Annotated in this window: 17 protein-coding genes; 14 read left to right on the top strand and 3 right to left on the bottom strand. The window is 58.0% G+C overall.

Annotation, left to right across the window (positions count from 1 at the left end):
- Positions 1-78: 78 nt before the first annotated feature.
- The 5 genes from GCM43_RS21235 to GCM43_RS21215 all read left to right on the top strand — a co-directional run bounded on the left by GCM43_RS21235 (position 79) and on the right by GCM43_RS21215 (position 3,535).
- Positions 79-867, top strand: coding sequence for a CPBP family intramembrane glutamic endopeptidase (locus tag GCM43_RS21235; protein ID WP_152247883.1), 789 nt, complete (start codon positions 79-81; stop codon positions 865-867).
- 148 nt (positions 868-1,015) lie between these two features.
- The gene (locus GCM43_RS21230; RefSeq protein ID WP_193315695.1) at positions 1,016-1,510 is read left to right on the top strand and encodes a cysteine hydrolase family protein; all 495 of its coding nucleotides are present in this window, start codon (positions 1,016-1,018) and stop codon (positions 1,508-1,510) included.
- Positions 1,511-2,064: 554 nt separating this feature from the next.
- Positions 2,065-2,568, top strand: coding sequence for a hypothetical protein (locus tag GCM43_RS21225; RefSeq protein WP_152247881.1), 504 nt, complete (start codon positions 2,065-2,067; stop codon positions 2,566-2,568).
- Between the two features lie 46 nt (positions 2,569-2,614).
- Positions 2,615-2,947 carry a hypothetical protein gene (locus GCM43_RS21220; protein WP_193315694.1) on the top strand — a complete coding sequence of 111 codons (333 nt, stop codon included), beginning with the start codon at positions 2,615-2,617 and terminating at the stop codon, positions 2,945-2,947.
- 57 nt (positions 2,948-3,004) lie between these two features.
- Entirely contained in the window at positions 3,005-3,535 is a 531-nt protein-coding gene (locus tag GCM43_RS21215; RefSeq protein ID WP_152247880.1) for a cysteine hydrolase family protein, read from the top strand.
- An 84-nt stretch (positions 3,536-3,619) separates the two neighbouring features.
- Here the strand turns inward: GCM43_RS21215 and mmsB are convergent, their stop codons facing one another.
- The 3 genes from mmsB to chvE form a co-directional block, all read right to left on the bottom strand.
- Entirely contained in the window at positions 3,620-4,831 is a 1,212-nt protein-coding gene (gene mmsB, locus GCM43_RS21210; RefSeq protein ID WP_152247879.1) for a multiple monosaccharide ABC transporter permease, read from the bottom strand.
- On the bottom strand, positions 4,821-6,362 hold the full coding sequence (mmsA, locus tag GCM43_RS21205; protein ID WP_152247878.1) for a multiple monosaccharide ABC transporter ATP-binding protein: 1,542 nt from the start codon (positions 6,360-6,362) through the stop codon (positions 4,821-4,823). The genes mmsB and mmsA overlap by 11 nt, the downstream gene beginning before the upstream one ends.
- 127 nt (positions 6,363-6,489) lie before the next feature.
- Entirely contained in the window at positions 6,490-7,521 is a 1,032-nt protein-coding gene (gene chvE, locus GCM43_RS21200) for a multiple monosaccharide ABC transporter substrate-binding protein (protein WP_413770978.1), read from the bottom strand.
- A gap of 438 nt (positions 7,522-7,959) precedes the next feature.
- Here chvE and GCM43_RS21195 point away from each other — a divergent pair, with 438 nt between their 5' ends.
- From GCM43_RS21195 to GCM43_RS21160, 9 genes are all read left to right on the top strand, one after another.
- Positions 7,960-9,120, top strand: coding sequence for a fumarylacetoacetate hydrolase family protein (locus tag GCM43_RS21195; RefSeq protein WP_152247876.1), 1,161 nt, complete (start codon positions 7,960-7,962; stop codon positions 9,118-9,120).
- A gap of 30 nt (positions 9,121-9,150) precedes the next feature.
- Entirely contained in the window at positions 9,151-9,918 is a 768-nt protein-coding gene (locus GCM43_RS21190; RefSeq protein ID WP_152247875.1) for an SDR family NAD(P)-dependent oxidoreductase, read from the top strand.
- The gene (locus GCM43_RS21185; RefSeq protein WP_152247874.1) at positions 9,915-11,711 is read left to right on the top strand and encodes an IlvD/Edd family dehydratase; all 1,797 of its coding nucleotides are present in this window, start codon (positions 9,915-9,917) and stop codon (positions 11,709-11,711) included. Before GCM43_RS21190 ends, GCM43_RS21185 begins: the two co-directional genes overlap by 4 nt.
- Before the next feature lie 227 nt (positions 11,712-11,938).
- A complete protein-coding gene (gene xylF, locus GCM43_RS21180; protein ID WP_152248000.1) occupies positions 11,939-12,913 on the top strand; it encodes a D-xylose ABC transporter substrate-binding protein in 975 nt (324 codons plus the stop codon).
- Between the two features lie 6 nt (positions 12,914-12,919).
- The gene (locus tag GCM43_RS25870; protein WP_193315693.1) at positions 12,920-13,066 is read left to right on the top strand and encodes a hypothetical protein; all 147 of its coding nucleotides are present in this window, start codon (positions 12,920-12,922) and stop codon (positions 13,064-13,066) included.
- 86 nt (positions 13,067-13,152) lie between these two features.
- Positions 13,153-14,724 carry a D-xylose ABC transporter ATP-binding protein gene (gene xylG / locus GCM43_RS21175; protein WP_152247873.1) on the top strand — a complete coding sequence of 524 codons (1,572 nt, stop codon included), beginning with the start codon at positions 13,153-13,155 and terminating at the stop codon, positions 14,722-14,724.
- Positions 14,721-15,863, top strand: coding sequence for a sugar ABC transporter permease (locus tag GCM43_RS21170; RefSeq protein ID WP_152247872.1), 1,143 nt, complete (start codon positions 14,721-14,723; stop codon positions 15,861-15,863). The genes xylG and GCM43_RS21170 overlap by 4 nt, the downstream gene beginning before the upstream one ends.
- A 69-nt stretch (positions 15,864-15,932) precedes the next feature.
- Positions 15,933-17,138, top strand: a complete 1,206-nt coding sequence (locus tag GCM43_RS21165; protein WP_152247871.1) for a XylR family transcriptional regulator — start codon at positions 15,933-15,935, stop codon at positions 17,136-17,138.
- Entirely contained in the window at positions 17,135-17,917 is a 783-nt protein-coding gene (locus GCM43_RS21160) for an aldose epimerase family protein (RefSeq protein WP_152247870.1), read from the top strand. The genes GCM43_RS21165 and GCM43_RS21160 overlap by 4 nt, the downstream gene beginning before the upstream one ends.
- The last annotated feature ends 12 nt before the right edge of the window (positions 17,918-17,929 follow it).

Genomic DNA, 17,929 nt, shown 5'->3' with positions numbered 1-17,929 from the left:
AATTTATATTCAGTATATTATTTTAGGATATAAATTACTTCTTTCTTTGTAAAATTATTTAATTTAATTTTTGCTTTTATGAAAAAATACTTTTTCTTGTTGGTTTTTTGCATTTTTTCATATGCCACATACATAAAAATTTATCTTAAAAAATTAAATGAAAATCATTTTTTATTATTATTTTTCCTGATTTTCTTTTTGTTTTTCTTTTGCTATTTTTGGTATTTTAAAGAAAACAAAAGAGAAACTGAATTCTTTAATAAGAGTCAACCTTTTCGAGAATTAATGGTAGGATGGATTTATGGATCAATTGCCGTTATTTCATCAATTTTCTTATATTGGGTTGCTGAGGATGTTACGTTTATTTCTGCCAGATTAAATCTTCAACTTATCCTGTATGCACTTGTTTTTTCATTTGGTGCGGGTGTAATGGAAGAAATTTTATTTAGAGGTTTATTACAAGGATTTTTGAGAAGATCTTTTGTAAAGCCAATATACGCACCCCTTGTGATTTTCCCTGCTGCTTGCGCTTTTGCTTATGTACACAAAGGGAGTTTGCCGGATTTATACCAGTCGAGAATTTTGCTTGTTTTAATGGCTGGAATACTACTGGGGATGATGGCTTATATCACAGATGCTTTGTGGCTTTCCATAGGCGCTCATTTTTCATGGAATTTTTTTCAAACAATTTTTTTTGGTTACGAACAAAAGCTGTTTGGGATGAAATTTGGTGTGGCAAGTTCAATAGAAAGTTCGCGAACATATTCTATAATTATTATAGGAACTATTTTAGTTTTTTGGTTTGTGCTTATAAGTAAAGGCTTTTTTGTAAATAATTTGAAAAACAAGAATAAATTATTTATTTGATAGGTTGAGTGTAGCAATATCAATTGCGTGAGCAGTCTGGTACCCCGGCATCGTCAGACATACAATCTCAAGCTATTGCGTTGTCATGTACTGCACAGCTTGGCTGAATAAAAATGCATACCAGGCGATATCAATCAAAGGAAATCCCATGCGCCATGCCCTGATCGTTATCGACTTCCAGAACGCCGTATTGAGCGAGCGGCCAGCCTGGCAGGCTGAGGTGATGCTCGAGCGCATTGCCGGCCTGATTGCCCGGGCGCGTGGTGCCGGTGTGCCGGTGATCTATGTGCAGCACGATACTGCCGGGTCGAGCTGGGAAGCGGGCACGCATGGCTGGCAGTTTCCGGCCCTGATTGCGCCACAGCCGCAAGACCATGTCAGCGCCAAGCAGTCCTGCGATGCGTTTCGCCATACCGGCCTGCAGCAGCATCTGGAACAGGCGGGCATCGACACGATCTATGTCTGTGGCTACGCAACCGAATTTTGCATCGACACCAGCGTGCGCCGGGCAGCGAGCCTGGAACTGGCGACGGTGGTGATCAGCGACGCGCACACCACGCGCGATCGGCCGCACCTGGCCGCGCCCGCCATTGTTGCGCACCATAACAATTGCGCCATTCTTGAAAACCTTTCAAAAATGTAATAAAAATAATATTGTGAATTATTGACAGTAAAAATTTCTGAGTGTAAATTAATAAAGGAATTTTTTAAAAATAACGGAATTTAAAAAAATGTTTTTTATAAAATTGAATTAATTGAAAATAAAATTTTAACTTGGAAAATAATTATATTTCTCAAGTATGTCTTGAGAGACGTTTACCTCATCCGGTATTTTGGCTCATTTGCCACGCCCCTTTAAATTTTTAAATGCATCATTTGGTTTAAAAATGTGAAAAATTTTTCAGTTGATTCATTGTTTGAGGGGTAAGTTTTAGAGTTTTTTCGTCACGATAAATAAAAAATAAATTCTTTGCGTTTTTGAAAATAGGTTGACTTCACAATGTAATGAGTTTTAATGTGGCATTTCGGTTTCAAGGCGAAGCCGAAACTTTATGGAGGCATAATGCAAGAGTTAAAATTTATGAAATTGATGCGATCAGTTGCACATTGAAACTATCCAAAGGTTTAGGGCTCAGGGGCAATTCTCTGATCCAAATTCCTTCTTGTAAATTTTTTACTAATTTGTAAAGTTAAGATATGATTTTGCTTTCGTCTGACAATCAGGTAGGGATCAACCCGTTCTTTCCAATTTTTGTAACGAAAAGATATAAAAAAATTCCTGCGGTAGAGTGGAAGCAATATCAAAAACTCTTGCCTTTTTTTATATTTATAAATAGTTTTTTTTCTACCTCTTTTGCTTACCTTCATCAAATTAATTCTGCTGATTATGCTGAATTGGTATACTCTGTATTAAATTCCTGCGTACTTTTTTATGTTTTTATTCGGTTGCGATATGGCAAGCGAATGGTGATCATAAACACTGGTGAAAAAATGAAGACCATTGTGGCTCCAATGGTTGTATGGTTGGATTATATATCGATTGGATTAATGTTTTTCCTTTTGGCAAGTGTAGGTCTTGCTCGTACAGATTCAAATCTAATGTATTTTATCTTTACGGTAATGAGGGTTTTTTTCCTGGCATATTCTTTTCTGCCAATACTGAATTATATTAAATACAAAAATATAGAAAATGAGATATGAAAACCAGTCATCCTTTCATATTCTTTAAATCGTAAAGTTAAATATTTTGCGTGACCAACCCGGTGCTCTGGCGTCGCCAGCAACCCGCCCTCAAGCTGCTCAGCCGCTGTTCCGCCAGCAAACCCTTGAGCACCTGAGCACTCGGCAATATGGCACGGTTATATTGGCGCGACCTGTCAGCCATCTGCTACTGACTCTGCTGTTCCTGGCTATCACGCTGGGCATCATCGCTTTTTTCATTTTCTTCAGCACCACCCGCAAGGCACAATCGCAAGGCGTACTGCTGCCCACCAGCGCCGCATCACCTTGGCCGAGCAATCGTATAAGCGCTCGACGTATGGAACGAGCAGGTGGTCATGGCGTGTGCATTGCCATGTAGCGCACAGCTTGGCTGAATAAAAATGCATACTAGGGAATATCAAACAAAGGAAATCCCATGCGCCATGCCCTGATCGTTATCGACTTCCAGAACGCCGTATTGAGCGAGCCGCCAGCCTGGCAGGCTGAGGTGATGCTCGAGCGCATTGCCGGCCTGATTGCCCGGGCGCGTGGTGCCGGTGTGCCGGTGATCTATGTGCAGCACGACACTGCAGGGTCGAGCTGGGAAGCGGGCACGCATGGCTGGCAGTTTCCCGCCCTGATTGCGCCACAGCCGCAAGACCATGTCAGCGCCAAGCAGTCCTGCGATGCGTTTCGCCATACCGGCCTGCAGCAGCATCTGGAGCAGGCGGGCATCGACACGATCTATGTCTGTGGCTACGCAACCGAATTTTGCATCGACACCAGCGTGCGCCGGGCAGCGAGCCTGGAACTGGCGACGGTGGTGATCAGCGACGCGCACACCACGCGCGATCGGCCGCACCTGGTCGCGCCCGCCATCGTTGCGCACCATAACTGGGTCTGGTCGCAGCTGATCAATCCGGGCAATGCCATCAGGCTGTGTACGGCCGATGGCGTCACGTTCTAGTGCCTCAGCAAGACGCACATAAAAAAAGCCGGTGCAAGCACCGGCTTCCGGCCCCCTAAGGCCTGAACTGTTACGACTGCGATCTTACGATTTGTTCTTGTTGACCACGTCCACGAACACGGCGGCCAGCAGTACCAGGCCCTTGATCACTTGCTGGTAATCGATGCCGATGCCCATGATGGACATGCCGTTGTTCATTACGCCCATGATAAAGGCGCCGATCACCGCACCCATCACTTTGCCCACGCCGCCGGAAGCCGAAGCGCCGCCGATAAAGCACGCTGCAATTACGTCGAGCTCGAAGCCGGTACCGGCTTTCGGCGTGGCGGTGTTCAGGCGGGCTGCGAAGATCAGGCCGGCCAGTGCAGCTAACATGCCCATGTTGACGAAGGTGTAGAAGCTCACGCGTTCGGTCTTGATGCCCGACAGGCGTGCCGCTTTTTCATTGCCGCCGACGGCGTACACGCGGCGGCCCATGACGGTACGGTTGGCAATAAAGGTATAAGCCACGATCAGGACCGACATCACCGCCAGCACGTTCGGGAAACCGCGGTACGACGCCAGCAGATAGCTGAAGTAGACCATCACGGCAGCAAAGATGCCGTTCTTGAGCAGGAAGAAAGCACGCGGCTCGTTTTCCATACCGTGCTTCAGTTGCTTGGCGCGGCTGCGCAGCGACGTGATGATCAAAGCGGCGGCAGCGATCACGCCCAGCAGCAGCGAGAAGCCGCGCAGGTTATCGCCTTGGAACGGATCAGGCAGGAAGCCCGAGCTCAGCATCTGGAAGCCTTCCGGGAAAGGACCGACCGATTGACCGGCCAGCAGCGCCAGGGTCAGGCCCTTGAACACCAGCATGCCGGCCAGCGTCACGATAAACGATGGAATCTTGAAAAAGGCCACAAAATAGCCTTGCGCGCCGCCGATCACGGCGCCGGCCAGCAGGCACAGAATACTCGCTGCAATGAAGTTCATCTCGTAATTGACGATCAGTACGGCCGCCAGTGCGCCGACGAAACCGACCACCGAGCCGACCGACAGGTCGATATGGCCGGCCACGATGACCATCAGCATGCCCAGCGCCATGATGACGATATAGCTGTTTTGCAGTACCAGGTTGGTCAGGTTCAGCGGCTCCATCAGCGTGCCGTTCGTCATGTACTGGAAAAAGCCCATGATGACGATCAGCGACAGCAGCATGCCGTAGTCGCGCATATTGTTTTTCAAGAAGCCGGCGTAGCTTTTGGCTTCCGGTGCCGCGTTGCCGGTGCCTGCGGCGGCTGTCGTTTTATTGCTCATTGCTTTCTCCGTGTTTGACGATCGCGCGCATGATCCGTTCCTGCGACGCTTCTGCTGCGCTTAGTTCCGCCGCAAAGCGGCCTTCGTTCATGACATAAATCCGATCGCACATGCCCAAGAGTTCAGGCATTTCCGACGAAATCATGATGATGCATTTGCCCTCTGCGGCCAGCTCGTTGATGATGCTGTAGATCTCGTACTTGGCGCCCACGTCGATGCCGCGGCTCGGTTCGTCGAGTATCAGTACATCGGGGCGTGAAAACAGCCACTTTGCAATCACCACTTTTTGCTGGTTGCCGCCAGAGAGGTTGACGACTTTTTGCAAGATGCTCGAGCAGCGGATCTTCAGCTTGCGGCGATAGTCGTCGGCCACGTTGAATTCACGCGCCTCGTCGATCACCGAATTGCTCGACACCGCCGCCAGATTGGCCAGGCTGGTGTTTTTCTTGATGTCTTCTTCCAGGATCAGGCCCAGACCCTTGCGGTCTTCCGTCACATACGCCAGGCCGTGCTCGATGGCCTTGCCGATGGTGCTGACGTCGATTTCCTTGCCGTCCTTGAGTACCGTGCCGCTGATGCGCTGGCCGTAGGCGCGGCCGAAAATACTCATCGCCAGTTCGGTGCGGCCCGAACCCATCAGGCCGGCGATACCGATGATCTCGCCCTTTTTGGCATGCATGTTGATGCCCTTGATGACGGCGCGATCAGCATGCTCAGGGTGAAATACGCGCCAGTCGCGTACTTCGAAAATGGTCTCGCCGATGTGCGAGGTGCGCGGCGGATAGCGGTCGGCCATCTCGCGTCCCACCATCTTGGCGATAATGCGATCTTCGCTGACCGGTTCGACGCGGCAGTCGAAGCTGTCAACGGTGTTACCGTCGCGCAGCACCGTGATGGCGTCGGCAACGCGCGAAATTTCGTTGAGCTTGTGCGAAATGAGGATCGACGAAATGCCCTGGTTTTTCAGTTCCAGCAGCAGGTCGAGCAGGGCCGCGCTGTCGCTTTCGTTCAGGCTGGCGGTCGGCTCGTCGAGGATCAGCAGCTTGACGTCCTTGCACAGCGCCTTGGCGATTTCGATCAGCTGCTGCTTGCCCACGCCCAGATTGGTGATCAGTGCATCGGGCGACTCTTTCAGGCCGACCATCTGCAGCAGTTCACGGGTTTTTTTCTGCGTGTATTCCCAGTCGATGACGCCCATCTGTGCCGGCTCGTTACCGAGAAAGATGTTCTCGGCAATCGACAGCAGCGGCACCAGCGCCAGCTCCTGATGGATAATGATGATGCCGATTTCTTCGCTGTCCTTGATGCCGCGAAATTGGCGCACCTGGCCCTGATACTCGATATCGCCCGAGTAGCTGCCGTGGCCATACACGCCACTCAGTACTTTCATCAGGGTTGATTTTCCGGCGCCGTTTTCACCCACGATGGCGTGAATTTCGCCGCTGCGCACGCGCAGATTGACATTGTCGAGCGCGACTACGCCCGGGAACGTCTTGCGTATCCCGCGCATTTCCAGGATAGTGTTCGTCATATAACCTCTCTGGCACGACAGATCGCCATGGCCAAGCCATGTGCGCCGGCCGTGCGGCAGTCCATTCTTGATATTCTGTGACGCGAAAGGCCCGGCGTGGCCGGGCCTGCATTACGGTGTACGAAACTTATTTCACTTGTGCTTCGGTGTAGTAGCCGCTGCCGGTAACCAGTACTTGCTTCCAGTTCGCCTTGTCGACGATGACTGGTTTGAGCAGGAACGATGGCACCACTTTCACGCCGTTGTTGTAGGTCTTGGTGTCGTTGACGGTAGGCTGTTTGCCGTTCATCATCGCGTCAACCATGTTGGCGGTGACTTTGGCCAGTTCGCGCGTGTCCTTGAACACGGTCGAAGCCTGTTCGCCGCGGATGATCGATTTGACCGACGGGATTTCAGCATCCTGGCCTGTTACGACCGGGAATGGCTGTTTCGGCGTACCGTAGCCGACGCCTTTCAGCGACGACAGGATACCGATGCTCAGGCCATCATATGGCGACAGCACGGCGTCCACGCGGGCGTTGCCGTAGTAGGCGCTCAGCAGGTTGTCCATACGGGCTTGCGCTACCGAGCCATCCCAGCGCAGCGTGGCCACTTTTTCCATGCCCATCTGTTTCGAGCGCACCACCAGCTTGCCGCTGTCGATGTATGGCTTCAGTACCGACATCGCGCCGTTGTAGAAGAAGTGAGCGTTGTTGTCGTCAGCCGAACCGCCGAACAGTTCGATATTGAACGGACCCTTGCCTTGTTTCAGGCCCAGCGCGTTTTCGATGTAGGCTGCCTGCAGCACGCCAACCTGGAAGTTGTCGAACGTGGCGTAGTAATCGATGTTCTTGGTGCCGCGGATCAGGCGGTCATACGAGATGACCTTGATGCCCTTGTCGGCTGCTTTTTGCAGCACATTGGTCAGGGTGGTGCCGTCGATCGCAGCAATCACCAGCACCTTGGCGCCTTTGGTGATCATGTTTTCCACTTGCGCCAGCTGGTTCGGAATATCGTCGTCAGCAAATTGCAGGTCGGTCTTGTAGCCGCGTTCCTTGAACACTTTGACCATGTTGTCGCCGTCGGCGATCCAGCGCATCGACGATTTGGTTGGCATCGAGATACCTACGGCGCCTTTGTCGGCAGCGCCGGCAACCGGCATCACGGACATGCCGCACATGGCCAGGGTCAGGCTCGCGGCCAGCATTTTCATTGTTGTTTTCATTTCCAGGTCTCCATCGTCTTCGATAGTTGAATGTGCCAGCATCGCGGTCTGTCCAGGCCGCCTTTTACTGGGGGCCAATGCAGGCCACGGCTGATACTAATTTGTCCACCGCAACCTCACCAATCAATTTTTTCGCATATCTGATACTCAAATAGATATGACTTGCTCAAATGCTGCATCGCATCATATATCTCGCCTATTTGCTTTTTCCTTAACTTATGCGCTTGGAAGCGGCTTGCAGACACGGTTTTTGGTGCGTCGCAATACCAATAATCATCATGCAAATTGGTGATTTTCGTAATTGCAGCCGGATGGCAGGGCGCGCAGAATCGTTGCCAATTCGTGTCTTTTATTTCCCTGTCATCTCTGCCTTAGCGTCTTTTGAAAGCTGTCATGCTGCCCATTTCCATTGCTTCCCTGCTGCCTTCCGACCTTTCCCGCGCCACCCTGATCGGCCGTATCTGGCGCGATGGCCCCTGCGTGGTGGCCGTGCGCGGCGGTGAAGTGATCGATATCACGGCGGTGGCGCCCACCGTTTCGGCGCTGCTGGAACACGATGATGCGCTCGGCGTGGCGCGCCATGCGGCCGGCCATTCGCTGGGTACGGTGGAAGAACTGCTGGAGCAGGCCATGCAGGCGCCTGCCGGCCAGCCGCTGCTGCTGGCGCCATGCGACCTGCAAGCGGTCAAGGCCTGCGGCGTGACGTTTGCCGTCAGCCTGCTCGAACGCGTGATCGAAGAGCAGGCCGGCGGCAACGCCGAACGCGCGGCCAGCCTGCGCGCGGCCCTGCAGCAGACGCTGGGCAGCGACCTGTCGGCCCTCAAACCGGGATCGGAAGCGGCCCAGCGCCTGAAACAGCAGCTGCAGGAGCGCGGCGCCTGGTCGCAATATATGGAAGTCGGTATCGGTCCCGATGCCGAAGTGTTTACCAAAGGCCAGCCGCTGTCGTCGGTCGGCTGCGGCGCCCAGGTCGGCCTGCTGCCCGCTTCGGCCTGGAACAATCCGGAGCCGGAAATCGTCCTGGCCGTCAACAGCCGCGGCGAGGTGCAGGGCGCCACGCTGGGCAACGATGTCAACCTGCGCGATATCGAAGGACGCAGTGCATTGCTGCTGGGCAAGGCCAAGGACAACAACGGCTCCTGCGCCATCGGCCCGTTTATCCGCCTGTTTGACGAGCATTTCACCATCGACACCGTGCGCGAAGCGGAAGTGTCGCTGCTGATCGAAGGCGCTGACGACGGCTTTGTGCTCGAAGGCGCCAGCTTCATGCGTGAAATCAGCCGCGACCCGCTCGACCTGGTGCGCCAGACGGCTGGCCAGTACCACCAGTACCCGGACGGCTTCATGCTGTTCCTGGGCACCATGTTCTCGCCGGTCAAAGACCGTGGTGCCCCAGGCGGCGGCTTTACTCACCACCTGGGCGACCGCGTCACCATCGCCAGCCCGGCGCTGGGCGCACTGGTCAACGAAGTGCAGCACTGCGATGCGATTGCACCGTGGACTTTCGGCGTGCGCGCGCTGTACGCCAGCCTGGCAAAACGCGGCCTGATCTGAACACCAACCAATATAAAAGAAAGAGACACCATGCAGCACGCAACCTACCCCAGCCTGGCCGGCAAGCGCGTCATCATTACCGGTGGCGGCACCGGCATCGGCGTGGCCATCGTCGAAGCATTTGCACGCCAGGGCGCGCAGGTCACCTTCCTCGATATCGCCACCGAGCCGTCGCGCGAACTGGAAGCGAAGTTGGCAGACCTGCCGCAGCCACCGAAATTTCGTCATTGCGACCTGACCGACCTGGCTGCGCTGGCTGCCACCTTTGCCGAAATCGAAGCCGATGCGGGCGCCGCCGACATCCTGATCAACAACGCTGCCAACGACGACCGCCACCAGATCGAGAACGTCACCCCGGCCTACTGGGAGCAGCGCATTGCCGTCAACCTGCGCCACCAGTATTTCTGTGCACAGGCGGTAGCGCCAGCCATGCGCGCCAGGAAAAGCGGCGTGATCCTGAATCTCGGTTCCATCTCCTGGCACCTGGCGCAGTCGGACCTGTCGATCTATATGACGGCCAAGGCAGGTATCGAAGGCCTGTCGCGTGGCCTGGCGCGCGACCTGGGCGTCGATGGCGTGCGCGTCAACTGCATTATTCCCGGCGCCGTGCGTACCCCGCGCCAGGAGCGCCTGTGGCATACGCCGGAAGCCGAAGCGCTGATCCTCAAGGGTCAATGCCTGAAGCTGCGCGTGGAGCCGGACGATGTGGCCGCGCTGGCGCTGTTCCTGGCGTCCGACAATGCCGCCAAGTGCGCCGGCCGTGAATACTATGTCGATGCAGGCTGGTACGGCGCATGAGCGAGCTGAAAAACGCGCCATCGGGCGCACCGCGCCGCTTCCGCTCGCAGGACTGGTTCGATAATCCCGACCATATCGACATGACGGCGCTGTACCTCGAGCGCTTCATGAACTACGGCATTACGGCTGAAGAACTGCGTTCGGGCCGGCCGATTATCGGCATCGCCCAGAGCGGCAGCGATATCAGCCCGTGCAACCGCATCCATCTGGAACTGGCCAAGCGCGTGCGCGACGGCATCCGCGATGCCGGCGGCATTCCGATGGAGTTTCCGCTCCATCCGATCTTTGAAAACTGCCGCCGCCCGACCGCTGCGCTGGACCGCAACCTGGCCTACCTGGGCCTGGTGGAAATCCTGCACGGCTACCCGATCGACGCGGTAGTGCTCACTACCGGCTGCGACAAGACCACCCCGGCCCAACTGATGGCCGCTGCCACGGTCGATATTCCGGCCATCGTGCTGTCGGGTGGACCGATGCTGGACGGCTGGCTCGATGGCGAACTGGTCGGCTCGGGCGCTGCCATCTGGAAGGGCCGCCGCCAGCTCGCTGCCGGCGCCATCGACAATGAGAAATTCCTGCAGATCGCTGCCGCGTCGGCGCCCTCGTCGGGCCACTGCAACACCATGGGCACCGCATCGACCATGAATGCGCTGGCCGAAGTGCTGGGCATGTCGCTGACCGGCTGCTCGGCCATTCCTGCGCCTTACCGCGAACGCGGCCAGATCGCCTATGAAACCGGGCGCCGCATCGTCGGCATGGCCTATGAAGACGTGCGGCCATCGAGCATCCTGACGCGCGAAGCGTTTCTTGATGCGATTATCGTCAACGCCGCCATCGGCGGCTCGACCAATGCCCAGCCGCACCTGATGGCGATGGCGCGCCACGCCGGCGTTGAACTCCATTCCAGCGACTGGATGGAACATGGCTACGACGTGCCGCTGCTGCTCAATATGCAGCCGGCCGGCAAATACCTGGGCGAGCGCTTCCACCGCGCCGGCGGCGTGCCGGCCATTATGTGGGAACTGGAACAGGCCGGCCTGCTGCATACGCAGCGCCTGACCGTCACCGGCACCAGCATGGCGACCAACCTGGTGGGCCGTGCCAGTGGGGACCGCGAGATGATCCGTCCGTTTGCCCAGCCATTGAAGGAAAAAGCCGGCTTTATGGCGCTACAGGGCAATCTGTTCGACTTTGCCATCATGAAGACCAGCGTCATTTCCGAGCAGTTCCGTAGCCGCTATCTGTCGCGTCCCGGCAGCGAAGGCGTGTTCGAAGTGCGCGCCATCGTGTTTGACGGCTCGGCCGACTACCATGCGCGCATCAACGACCCGGCCCTGAAAATCGACGACAGCTGCATGCTGGTGATGCGCGGCGCCGGTCCCGTGGGCTGGCCCGGTTCGGCCGAAGTGGTCAATATGCAGCCGCCCGATGCGCTGGTAAAAGCCGGCATCCTGAACCTGCCGACGCTGGGCGACGGCCGCCAGTCGGGTACTTCCGATAGCCCGTCGATCCTGAACGCCTCGCCGGAAAGCGCCGTCGGCGGCGGCCTGGCGCTGCTGCGCACCGGCGACATGATCCGCGTCGACCTGACTGCCGGGCGCTGCGACATGCTGGTCAGCGAAGAAGAGCTGGCGCACCGCGCACGCGAATTGCCGCCACCGGTACCCGATACGGCCACGCCATGGCAGGAAATCTACCGCGCCAGCGTGGGCCAGCTCGAAACCGGCGCCTGCATGGAGCTGGCGCTGAAATACCGCGCCGTGGGCCAGACCCTGCCACGGCATAACCATTAACAGCAGCATTGGATAGGGTAGGTCGGATTAGCGCTCCGCGCGTAATCCGACAACACCCAGGAGTCACGTAGGTCGGATTAGCGCCCCGCGCGTAATCCGACAACACCCCGGAGCCACCAAAGTTTCAGCACCACCGCAGTTCAAACGCAGTCCGAATGTAGTTCAAACGTAGTTAATAAAATCCACCAAGGAGACACACCATGAACAAGATCATCAGCGCCGCCATCATGACCGCCATGCTGGCTTTGAGCAGCAGCGCCGCCATGGCCGATGCGAAAAACCCGAAAATCGGCTTCTCCATCGACGACCTGCGCGTTGAACGCTGGACGCGTGACCGCGACTTCTTTATCGCTGCCGCCGAAAAGCAGGGCGCCAAGGTATTCGTGCAATCGGCTGACGCCAGCGAACAGCGCCAGATTTCGCAGATTGAAAACCTGATCTCGCGCGGCGTGGACGTGCTGGTGATCGTGCCGTTCAATGCCACGGTACTGAACAACACCGTCAAGGAAGCCAAGAAAGCCGGTATCAAGGTGCTGTCGTACGACCGTCTGATCCTGAACGCCGACATCGACGCCTACATCTCGTTCGACAATGAAAAAGTCGGCGAAATGCAGGCTGAAGTGGTCTCCAAGCTGCAGCCTAAAGGCAATTACTACCTGCTGGGCGGCTCGCCGACCGACAACAACGCCAAGATGCTGCGCGAAGGCCAGATGAAGGTCCTGAAGCCGCTGATCGACAAGGGCGACATCAAGGTGGTGGGCCAGCAATGGGTCAAGGACTGGAGCGCTACCGAAGCGTTGTCCATCGTGGAAAATGCACTGACGGCCAACAACAACAAGATCGACGCCATCGTGGCCTCGAACGACGGCACCGCCGGCGGCGCCATCCAGGCGCTGGCAGCGCAGAAACTGGCCGGCAAGGTACCGGTGTCGGGTCAGGACGCCGACCTGGCCGCAGTCAAGCGCGTGATCGCCGGCACCCAGGCCATGACCGTCTACAAGCCACTCAAAACCATTGCAGCCGAAGCGGCCAAACTGGCCGTGCAACTGGCCCGCAACGAAAAACCGGCCTACAACTCGAGCTACGACAACGGCCTGAAAAAAGTCAGCACCGTGCTGCTCAAACCAACGCCGCTGACCAAGGCCAATGTCAATATCCTGGTTGACGACGGCTTCTACACCAAGGCGCAGCTGGGTAACTGATTGCGGGTGCAAAGAACGCCGGTGATGCCGGTGGTGATGTCGGGTTACGCGCTGCGCGCTAACCCGACCTACGCCGACCGTGCATTGGCAAAATACGCCGACCATGCATCGGTGCAATACGCCGACCGTGCATCGGTGCGTAGGTCGGATTAGCTGCGCCCTTGGGCGTAGCGTAATCCGACAACCGCCACCGCCAAAATCCGGCAACCGCCTTCCCTGGTCAATGAATGTGAGCTCAGATGTCTGAATATCTGCTTGAAATGAAAGGCATCGTCAAACAGTTTGGCGGTGTCCGCGCGCTCGATGGCATCGACCTGCAGGTCAGGGCCGGCGAGTGCATCGGCCTGTGCGGCGAGAATGGCGCCGGCAAGTCGACCCTGATGAAGGTGCTGTCGGGCGTGTACCCGCATGGCACCTGGGATGGCGAAATCCTGTGGGACGGCCAGCCGCTGCGCGCCCAGTCGATCCGCGATACCGAAGACGCCGGCATCATCATCATCCACCAGGAGCTGATGCTGGTGCCGCAGCTGTCGGTGGCCGAGAATATCTTTATGGGCCGCGAACTGACGCTGCCGGGTGGGCGCATGAACTACGGCGCCATGTACAAGCGCGCCGATGAACTGCTGCGCGAACTGAAGATCCCCGAATTGAATGTGGCGCTGCCGGTGATGAATTACGGCGGCGGCCATCAGCAGCTGGTGGAAATTGCCAAGGCGCTCAACAAGAATGCGCGTTTGCTGATTCTGGACGAACCGTCGTCGTCGCTGACGGCGTCCGAAATCGCGGTGCTGCTCGATATTATCCGCGCGCTCAAAGCCAAGGGTGTGACCTGCATCTATATCTCGCACAAGCTCGATGAAGTGGCCGCCATCTGCGACACCATCGTGGTGATCCGCGACGGCAAGCATATCGCCACCACGCCGATGGCGCAGATGAACGTGGAAAGCATTATTGCGCAGATGGTCGGGCGCGAAATGAACCAGCTGTATCCGCCGCGCGCCAAGCCGGCGGCTATCGGCGAGGTGGTGTTCGAGGCGCGCAATGTGACCTGTATCGATGCCGACAATGCGCAGCGCAAGCGGGTCGACAATGTCTCGTTCAAGCTGCACAAGGGCGAGATCCTCGGCATCGCCGGGCTGGTGGGCGCCGGGCGCACCGAGCTGGTGTCGGCGCTGTTCGGCGCCTACCAGGGACCTTGCCAGGCCGAAGTCTGGCTCGACGGCAAACAGATCGATACCACCACGCCGGTCAAGGCCATTGCGCATGGCCTGGCGATGGTGCCGGAAGACCGCAAGCACCACGGCATCGTGCCGGACCTCGACGTGGGCCAGAACATCACCCTGTCGGTGCTCGACCAGTTCGTGCGCGCCACCCGCATCGATGGCCAGGCCGAAATGAAGACGGTGCGCGACGAGATCGCCAAGCTGGAACTGAAGACAGCCAGCCCGTCGCTGCCGATTACCAGCCTGTCGGGCGGCAACCAGCAAAAGGCCGTGCTGGCCAAGATGCTGCTGACGCTGCCGCGCGTGCTGATCCTGGACGAGCCGACGCGCGGCGTGGACGTGGGCGCCAAGTATGAAATCTACAAGCTGATGATCGCGCTGGCCGAGCAGGGCGTGTCGATCATCATGGTGTCGTCGGAACTGGCCGAGGTACTGGGCGTGTCGGATCGCGTGCTGGTGATGGGCGAAGGCCGCCTGCGCGGCAACTTCATCAACGATGGCCTGAGCCAGGAAACCGTGCTGGCGGCAGCGCTCGACCAGCATCCGGCATCTAACGTCAATACTGAACACAAGGATAGCGCGGCATGAATACGCATAGCATCAAACAGCTTTTCACCCAGTACAAGATGCTGGCCCTGCTTATTGCAGTGGCGCTGATCTGGGCTTTCTTCTCGTGGAAGACCGAAGGCAGCTTCGTGACGCCGCGCAATCTGTCGAACCTGCTGCGCCAGATGTCGGTCACCGGCATTCTGGCCTGCGGCATGGTGCTGGTGATTATCGCCGGCGAGATCGACCTGTCGATCGGCTCCCTGTTGGGCTTATTGGGTGGCATCGCCGCCGTGCTTGACGTCACGCAGCACTGGCCGCTGGCGCTCAATCTGATGGCGGTACTGGGCTGCGGCCTGGTGATCGGCCTGCTCAACGGCTATCTGACCGCGTACCGGGGCATCCCGTCCTTTATTGTGGGCCTGGGTGGCATGCTGGCCTACCGCGGCATTTTGCTCGGCATTACCGGCGGCATTACGGTGGCGCCGGTGTCCGAGCCGATGGTCTACCTGGGCCAGGGCTACCTGCCGGCCGGTCCCGGCACCGTGCTGGGCATCGGCCTGTTCGTGCTGGCCGCTTTCCTGACCTGGCGTGCGCGCGCCAGCCGCACCGAGCATGGCCTGCCGCAAACGGCGCTGTGGCTCGATGTGCTGCGCGTGGCCGTGATCGGCGCGGTGCTGTTTGCGTTTGTACAGACGCTCAACGGCTATGAAGGCATTCCGTTGCCGGTGCTGCTGCTGCTGGCGCTCTTGGGCCTGTTCAGCTATATCACCAACCAGACCGTGTTCGGCCGCCGCATCTACGCCGTGGGCAGCAATATGGAAGCGACGCGTCTGTCGGGCATCAACGTCAAGGCTGTCAAGATGTGGATTTTCGGCATCATGGGCCTGATGTGCGCACTGGCTGGCCTGATCAACACCGGCCGCCTGGCCGCCGGCTCGCCATCGGCCGGCACCTTCAGCGAACTCGATGCGATCGCCGCCTGCTTTATCGGCGGCACCTCGATGCGCGGCGGCTCGGGCACCGTCTACGGCGCGCTGATCGGCGCGCTGGTGATGGCCAGCCTGGACAACGGCATGTCGATGCTCGACGTCGACACGTACTGGCAGATGATCGTAAAAGGCAGTATCCTGACCCTCGCCGTCTGGGTCGATGTCAGCACCCGGAGCGGTCGCCGGTAAGCCCGGCGCCTGACCAGCAGCCAGGGACGAAGATACGTCCCGGCTGCAATCTCTGGAGGAGACACCAGCATGAAGATGCCCACCGCGCACCGTATCGCGCTGCTTTTTAATGGCAACAAGATCTATGACCGCGACATCATTGCCGGCATAGCCGCCTATCTCAATACCACCCGCGTGTCGTGGGACCTGTTCCTGGAAGAAGACTTCCGCTGCCGCCTGTCGGGCATCGAGCACTGGCAGGGCGACGGCATCATTGCCGATTTTGACGACCCGGCCGTGTGCAGCGCGCTGGCGCACAGCCATGTGCCGGTGGTGGCAGTCGGCGGCTCGTATGCGCGCGAGGAAGACTACCCGGCCGGCATACCCTATGTCGCGACCGACAATTTCAAGATCGTCAAACTGGCCTACGACCACCTGGTCGAAGCGGGCCTGAGCCGCTTTGCCTGTTTCAGCCTGCCCGAGGCGGATGTGAACCGCTGGGCACAGGAGCGCGAGACGGCGTTCTGCACGCTGATGCAGCGCGACCATATGCAGGCCGACGTGTATCGCGGCGTGGCTACCAGCGCGCCGTCGTGGAGCGATGCGGTCGAGCAGCAGATCGCCTGGCTCAACAGCCTGGAAAAGCCGGTCGGCATTATCGCCGTCAGTGATGCGCGTGCGCGCCAGTTGCTGCAGGCCTGCATGCATGCCGGGATCGCCGTGCCCGAGCAGGTGGCGCTGATCGGCATCGACAACGACCCGCTGGCGCGCATGCTGACACGTATTCCCTTGAGTTCGGTGATCCAGGGCGCCGAAGAAATGGGCCGCACGGCGGCGCACCTGCTGCATCAGATGTTGAATGGCGCGCCACTGGCCGGCACCCGCATCCTGGTGCCGCCGGCCGGCCTGAACGTGCTGGCGTCGACCCGCCACCAGCCGTTCCAGCACCCGCAGGTGATGCAGGCGCGCCATTTCATCCGACAGTATGCGTGCCAGGGCATCAAGACCGAGCAGGTGGCCGATTACGTGGGCGTGTCGCGCTCGTCGCTCGAAGCGTATTTCCGCCATGAGCTGGGGCGCAGCGTGCATGACGAAATCCTGCACTTCAAGCTCGATGCGGCCAAGACGCTGCTGGCGCATGCGCCCGGGCCGGTGGCCGATGTGGCCGTGCGCTGCGGCTTTACCACGGTGCAGTACATGCACGCCGTCTTCAAGCGCGAACTGGGCTGCACGCCGCGCGAATACCAGTTGCGCAGCCGCCAGGTGCATGCCGACGCCATGGCGCCACCGCCATGATGCCATCGCCTGGTTGCCATGTGCTGCGCAATGCGCGCGGCATGCGCGTGATGGTCAACGCCGTGGACGCCAGCCTGGCGGCATGGTGGGCGCCGGACCGCTATGGCCGCCAGGCCGATGTGCTCGCTACGCTGGCTGCTGCACCGGCACCGGCTGCCAGCCCTGTCTCCTGGCAATGCGAGGCTGCCGGCGAGGCCACGCTGGCGCTGCGCCTGGCGCGCGACGGCCTGTGCGTGCGCCTGCGCTACCGGCTGGAAGAAGACGGCGCGCTGCGTATCGACTGTGAAGCGGTGGCCATTGCGCCGGCGCGCTTAAACCTGGCTGCACCGAGCTTCAACCTGCATGGCGGCGGCGGCGTGGACGACCATGTGCTGCGCCTGGCGGCCGACCGCTACCTGCCGCCGGCCGGTGCCAGCGTGGCCGCCGAAGTTGCCGGTAGCGCGTTTGACTTCCGCCAAGCCGCCCCGCTCGGTGCGCGCCTGGCCTGGCCTGGCGTGCGCGTGGCTGGTGCGCAGGGCTTCGATCATGGATTTTGCCTGCGCGGCGACGGCCTGCTGCACGAGGCGGCGCGCGTGGCCGATCCGGCGTCAGGGCGCGAATTGCGCTTTTTTACCACCCAGCCGCAGCTGCATTTGCAATCGGACGCCAGGCGCTTTTGCCTGGCCAGCCAGATGCTGGAAGTGCCGGCCGGTGCGGCGGCGCGCCATACGGTGGTGTACCGTCTGGGACTGCAGGATATCGAATCTTTTGAGATACCAAAAAAAGTATCAATGTTGTGAAATAAGTGATTG

The sequence above is a fragment of the Janthinobacterium aquaticum genome (assembly GCF_009208565.1).
Lineage (GTDB): Bacteria > Pseudomonadota > Gammaproteobacteria > Burkholderiales > Burkholderiaceae_D > Janthinobacterium.
Note: the sequence above shows the minus strand (reverse complement) of the source record. Positions and strands in the feature narration are given on the sequence as shown.

Coding starts and splice junctions, on each gene's coding strand:
- mmsA (WP_152247878.1), bottom strand. CDS start 6,362: ATGACGAACACTATCCTGGAAATGCGCGGGATACGCAAGACGTTCCCG.
- xylF (WP_152248000.1), top strand. CDS start 11,939: ATGACCGCCATGCTGGCTTTGAGCAGCAGCGCCGCCATGGCCGATGCG.
- GCM43_RS21160 (WP_152247870.1), top strand. CDS start 17,135: ATGATGCCATCGCCTGGTTGCCATGTGCTGCGCAATGCGCGCGGCATG.
- GCM43_RS21235 (WP_152247883.1), top strand. CDS start 79: ATGAAAAAATACTTTTTCTTGTTGGTTTTTTGCATTTTTTCATATGCC.
- chvE (WP_413770978.1), bottom strand. CDS start 7,521: ATGTGCGGCATGTCCGTGATGCCGGTTGCCGGCGCTGCCGACAAAGGC.
- xylG (WP_152247873.1), top strand. CDS start 13,153: ATGTCTGAATATCTGCTTGAAATGAAAGGCATCGTCAAACAGTTTGGC.
- GCM43_RS21190 (WP_152247875.1), top strand. CDS start 9,151: ATGCAGCACGCAACCTACCCCAGCCTGGCCGGCAAGCGCGTCATCATT.
- GCM43_RS21225 (WP_152247881.1), top strand. CDS start 2,065: ATGATTTTGCTTTCGTCTGACAATCAGGTAGGGATCAACCCGTTCTTT.
- mmsB (WP_152247879.1), bottom strand. CDS start 4,831: ATGAGCAATAAAACGACAGCCGCCGCAGGCACCGGCAACGCGGCACCG.
- GCM43_RS21215 (WP_152247880.1), top strand. CDS start 3,005: ATGCGCCATGCCCTGATCGTTATCGACTTCCAGAACGCCGTATTGAGC.
- GCM43_RS21165 (WP_152247871.1), top strand. CDS start 15,933: ATGAAGATGCCCACCGCGCACCGTATCGCGCTGCTTTTTAATGGCAAC.
- GCM43_RS21170 (WP_152247872.1), top strand. CDS start 14,721: ATGAATACGCATAGCATCAAACAGCTTTTCACCCAGTACAAGATGCTG.
- GCM43_RS21230 (WP_193315695.1), top strand. CDS start 1,016: ATGCGCCATGCCCTGATCGTTATCGACTTCCAGAACGCCGTATTGAGC.
- GCM43_RS21195 (WP_152247876.1), top strand. CDS start 7,960: ATGCTGCCCATTTCCATTGCTTCCCTGCTGCCTTCCGACCTTTCCCGC.
- GCM43_RS21185 (WP_152247874.1), top strand. CDS start 9,915: ATGAGCGAGCTGAAAAACGCGCCATCGGGCGCACCGCGCCGCTTCCGC.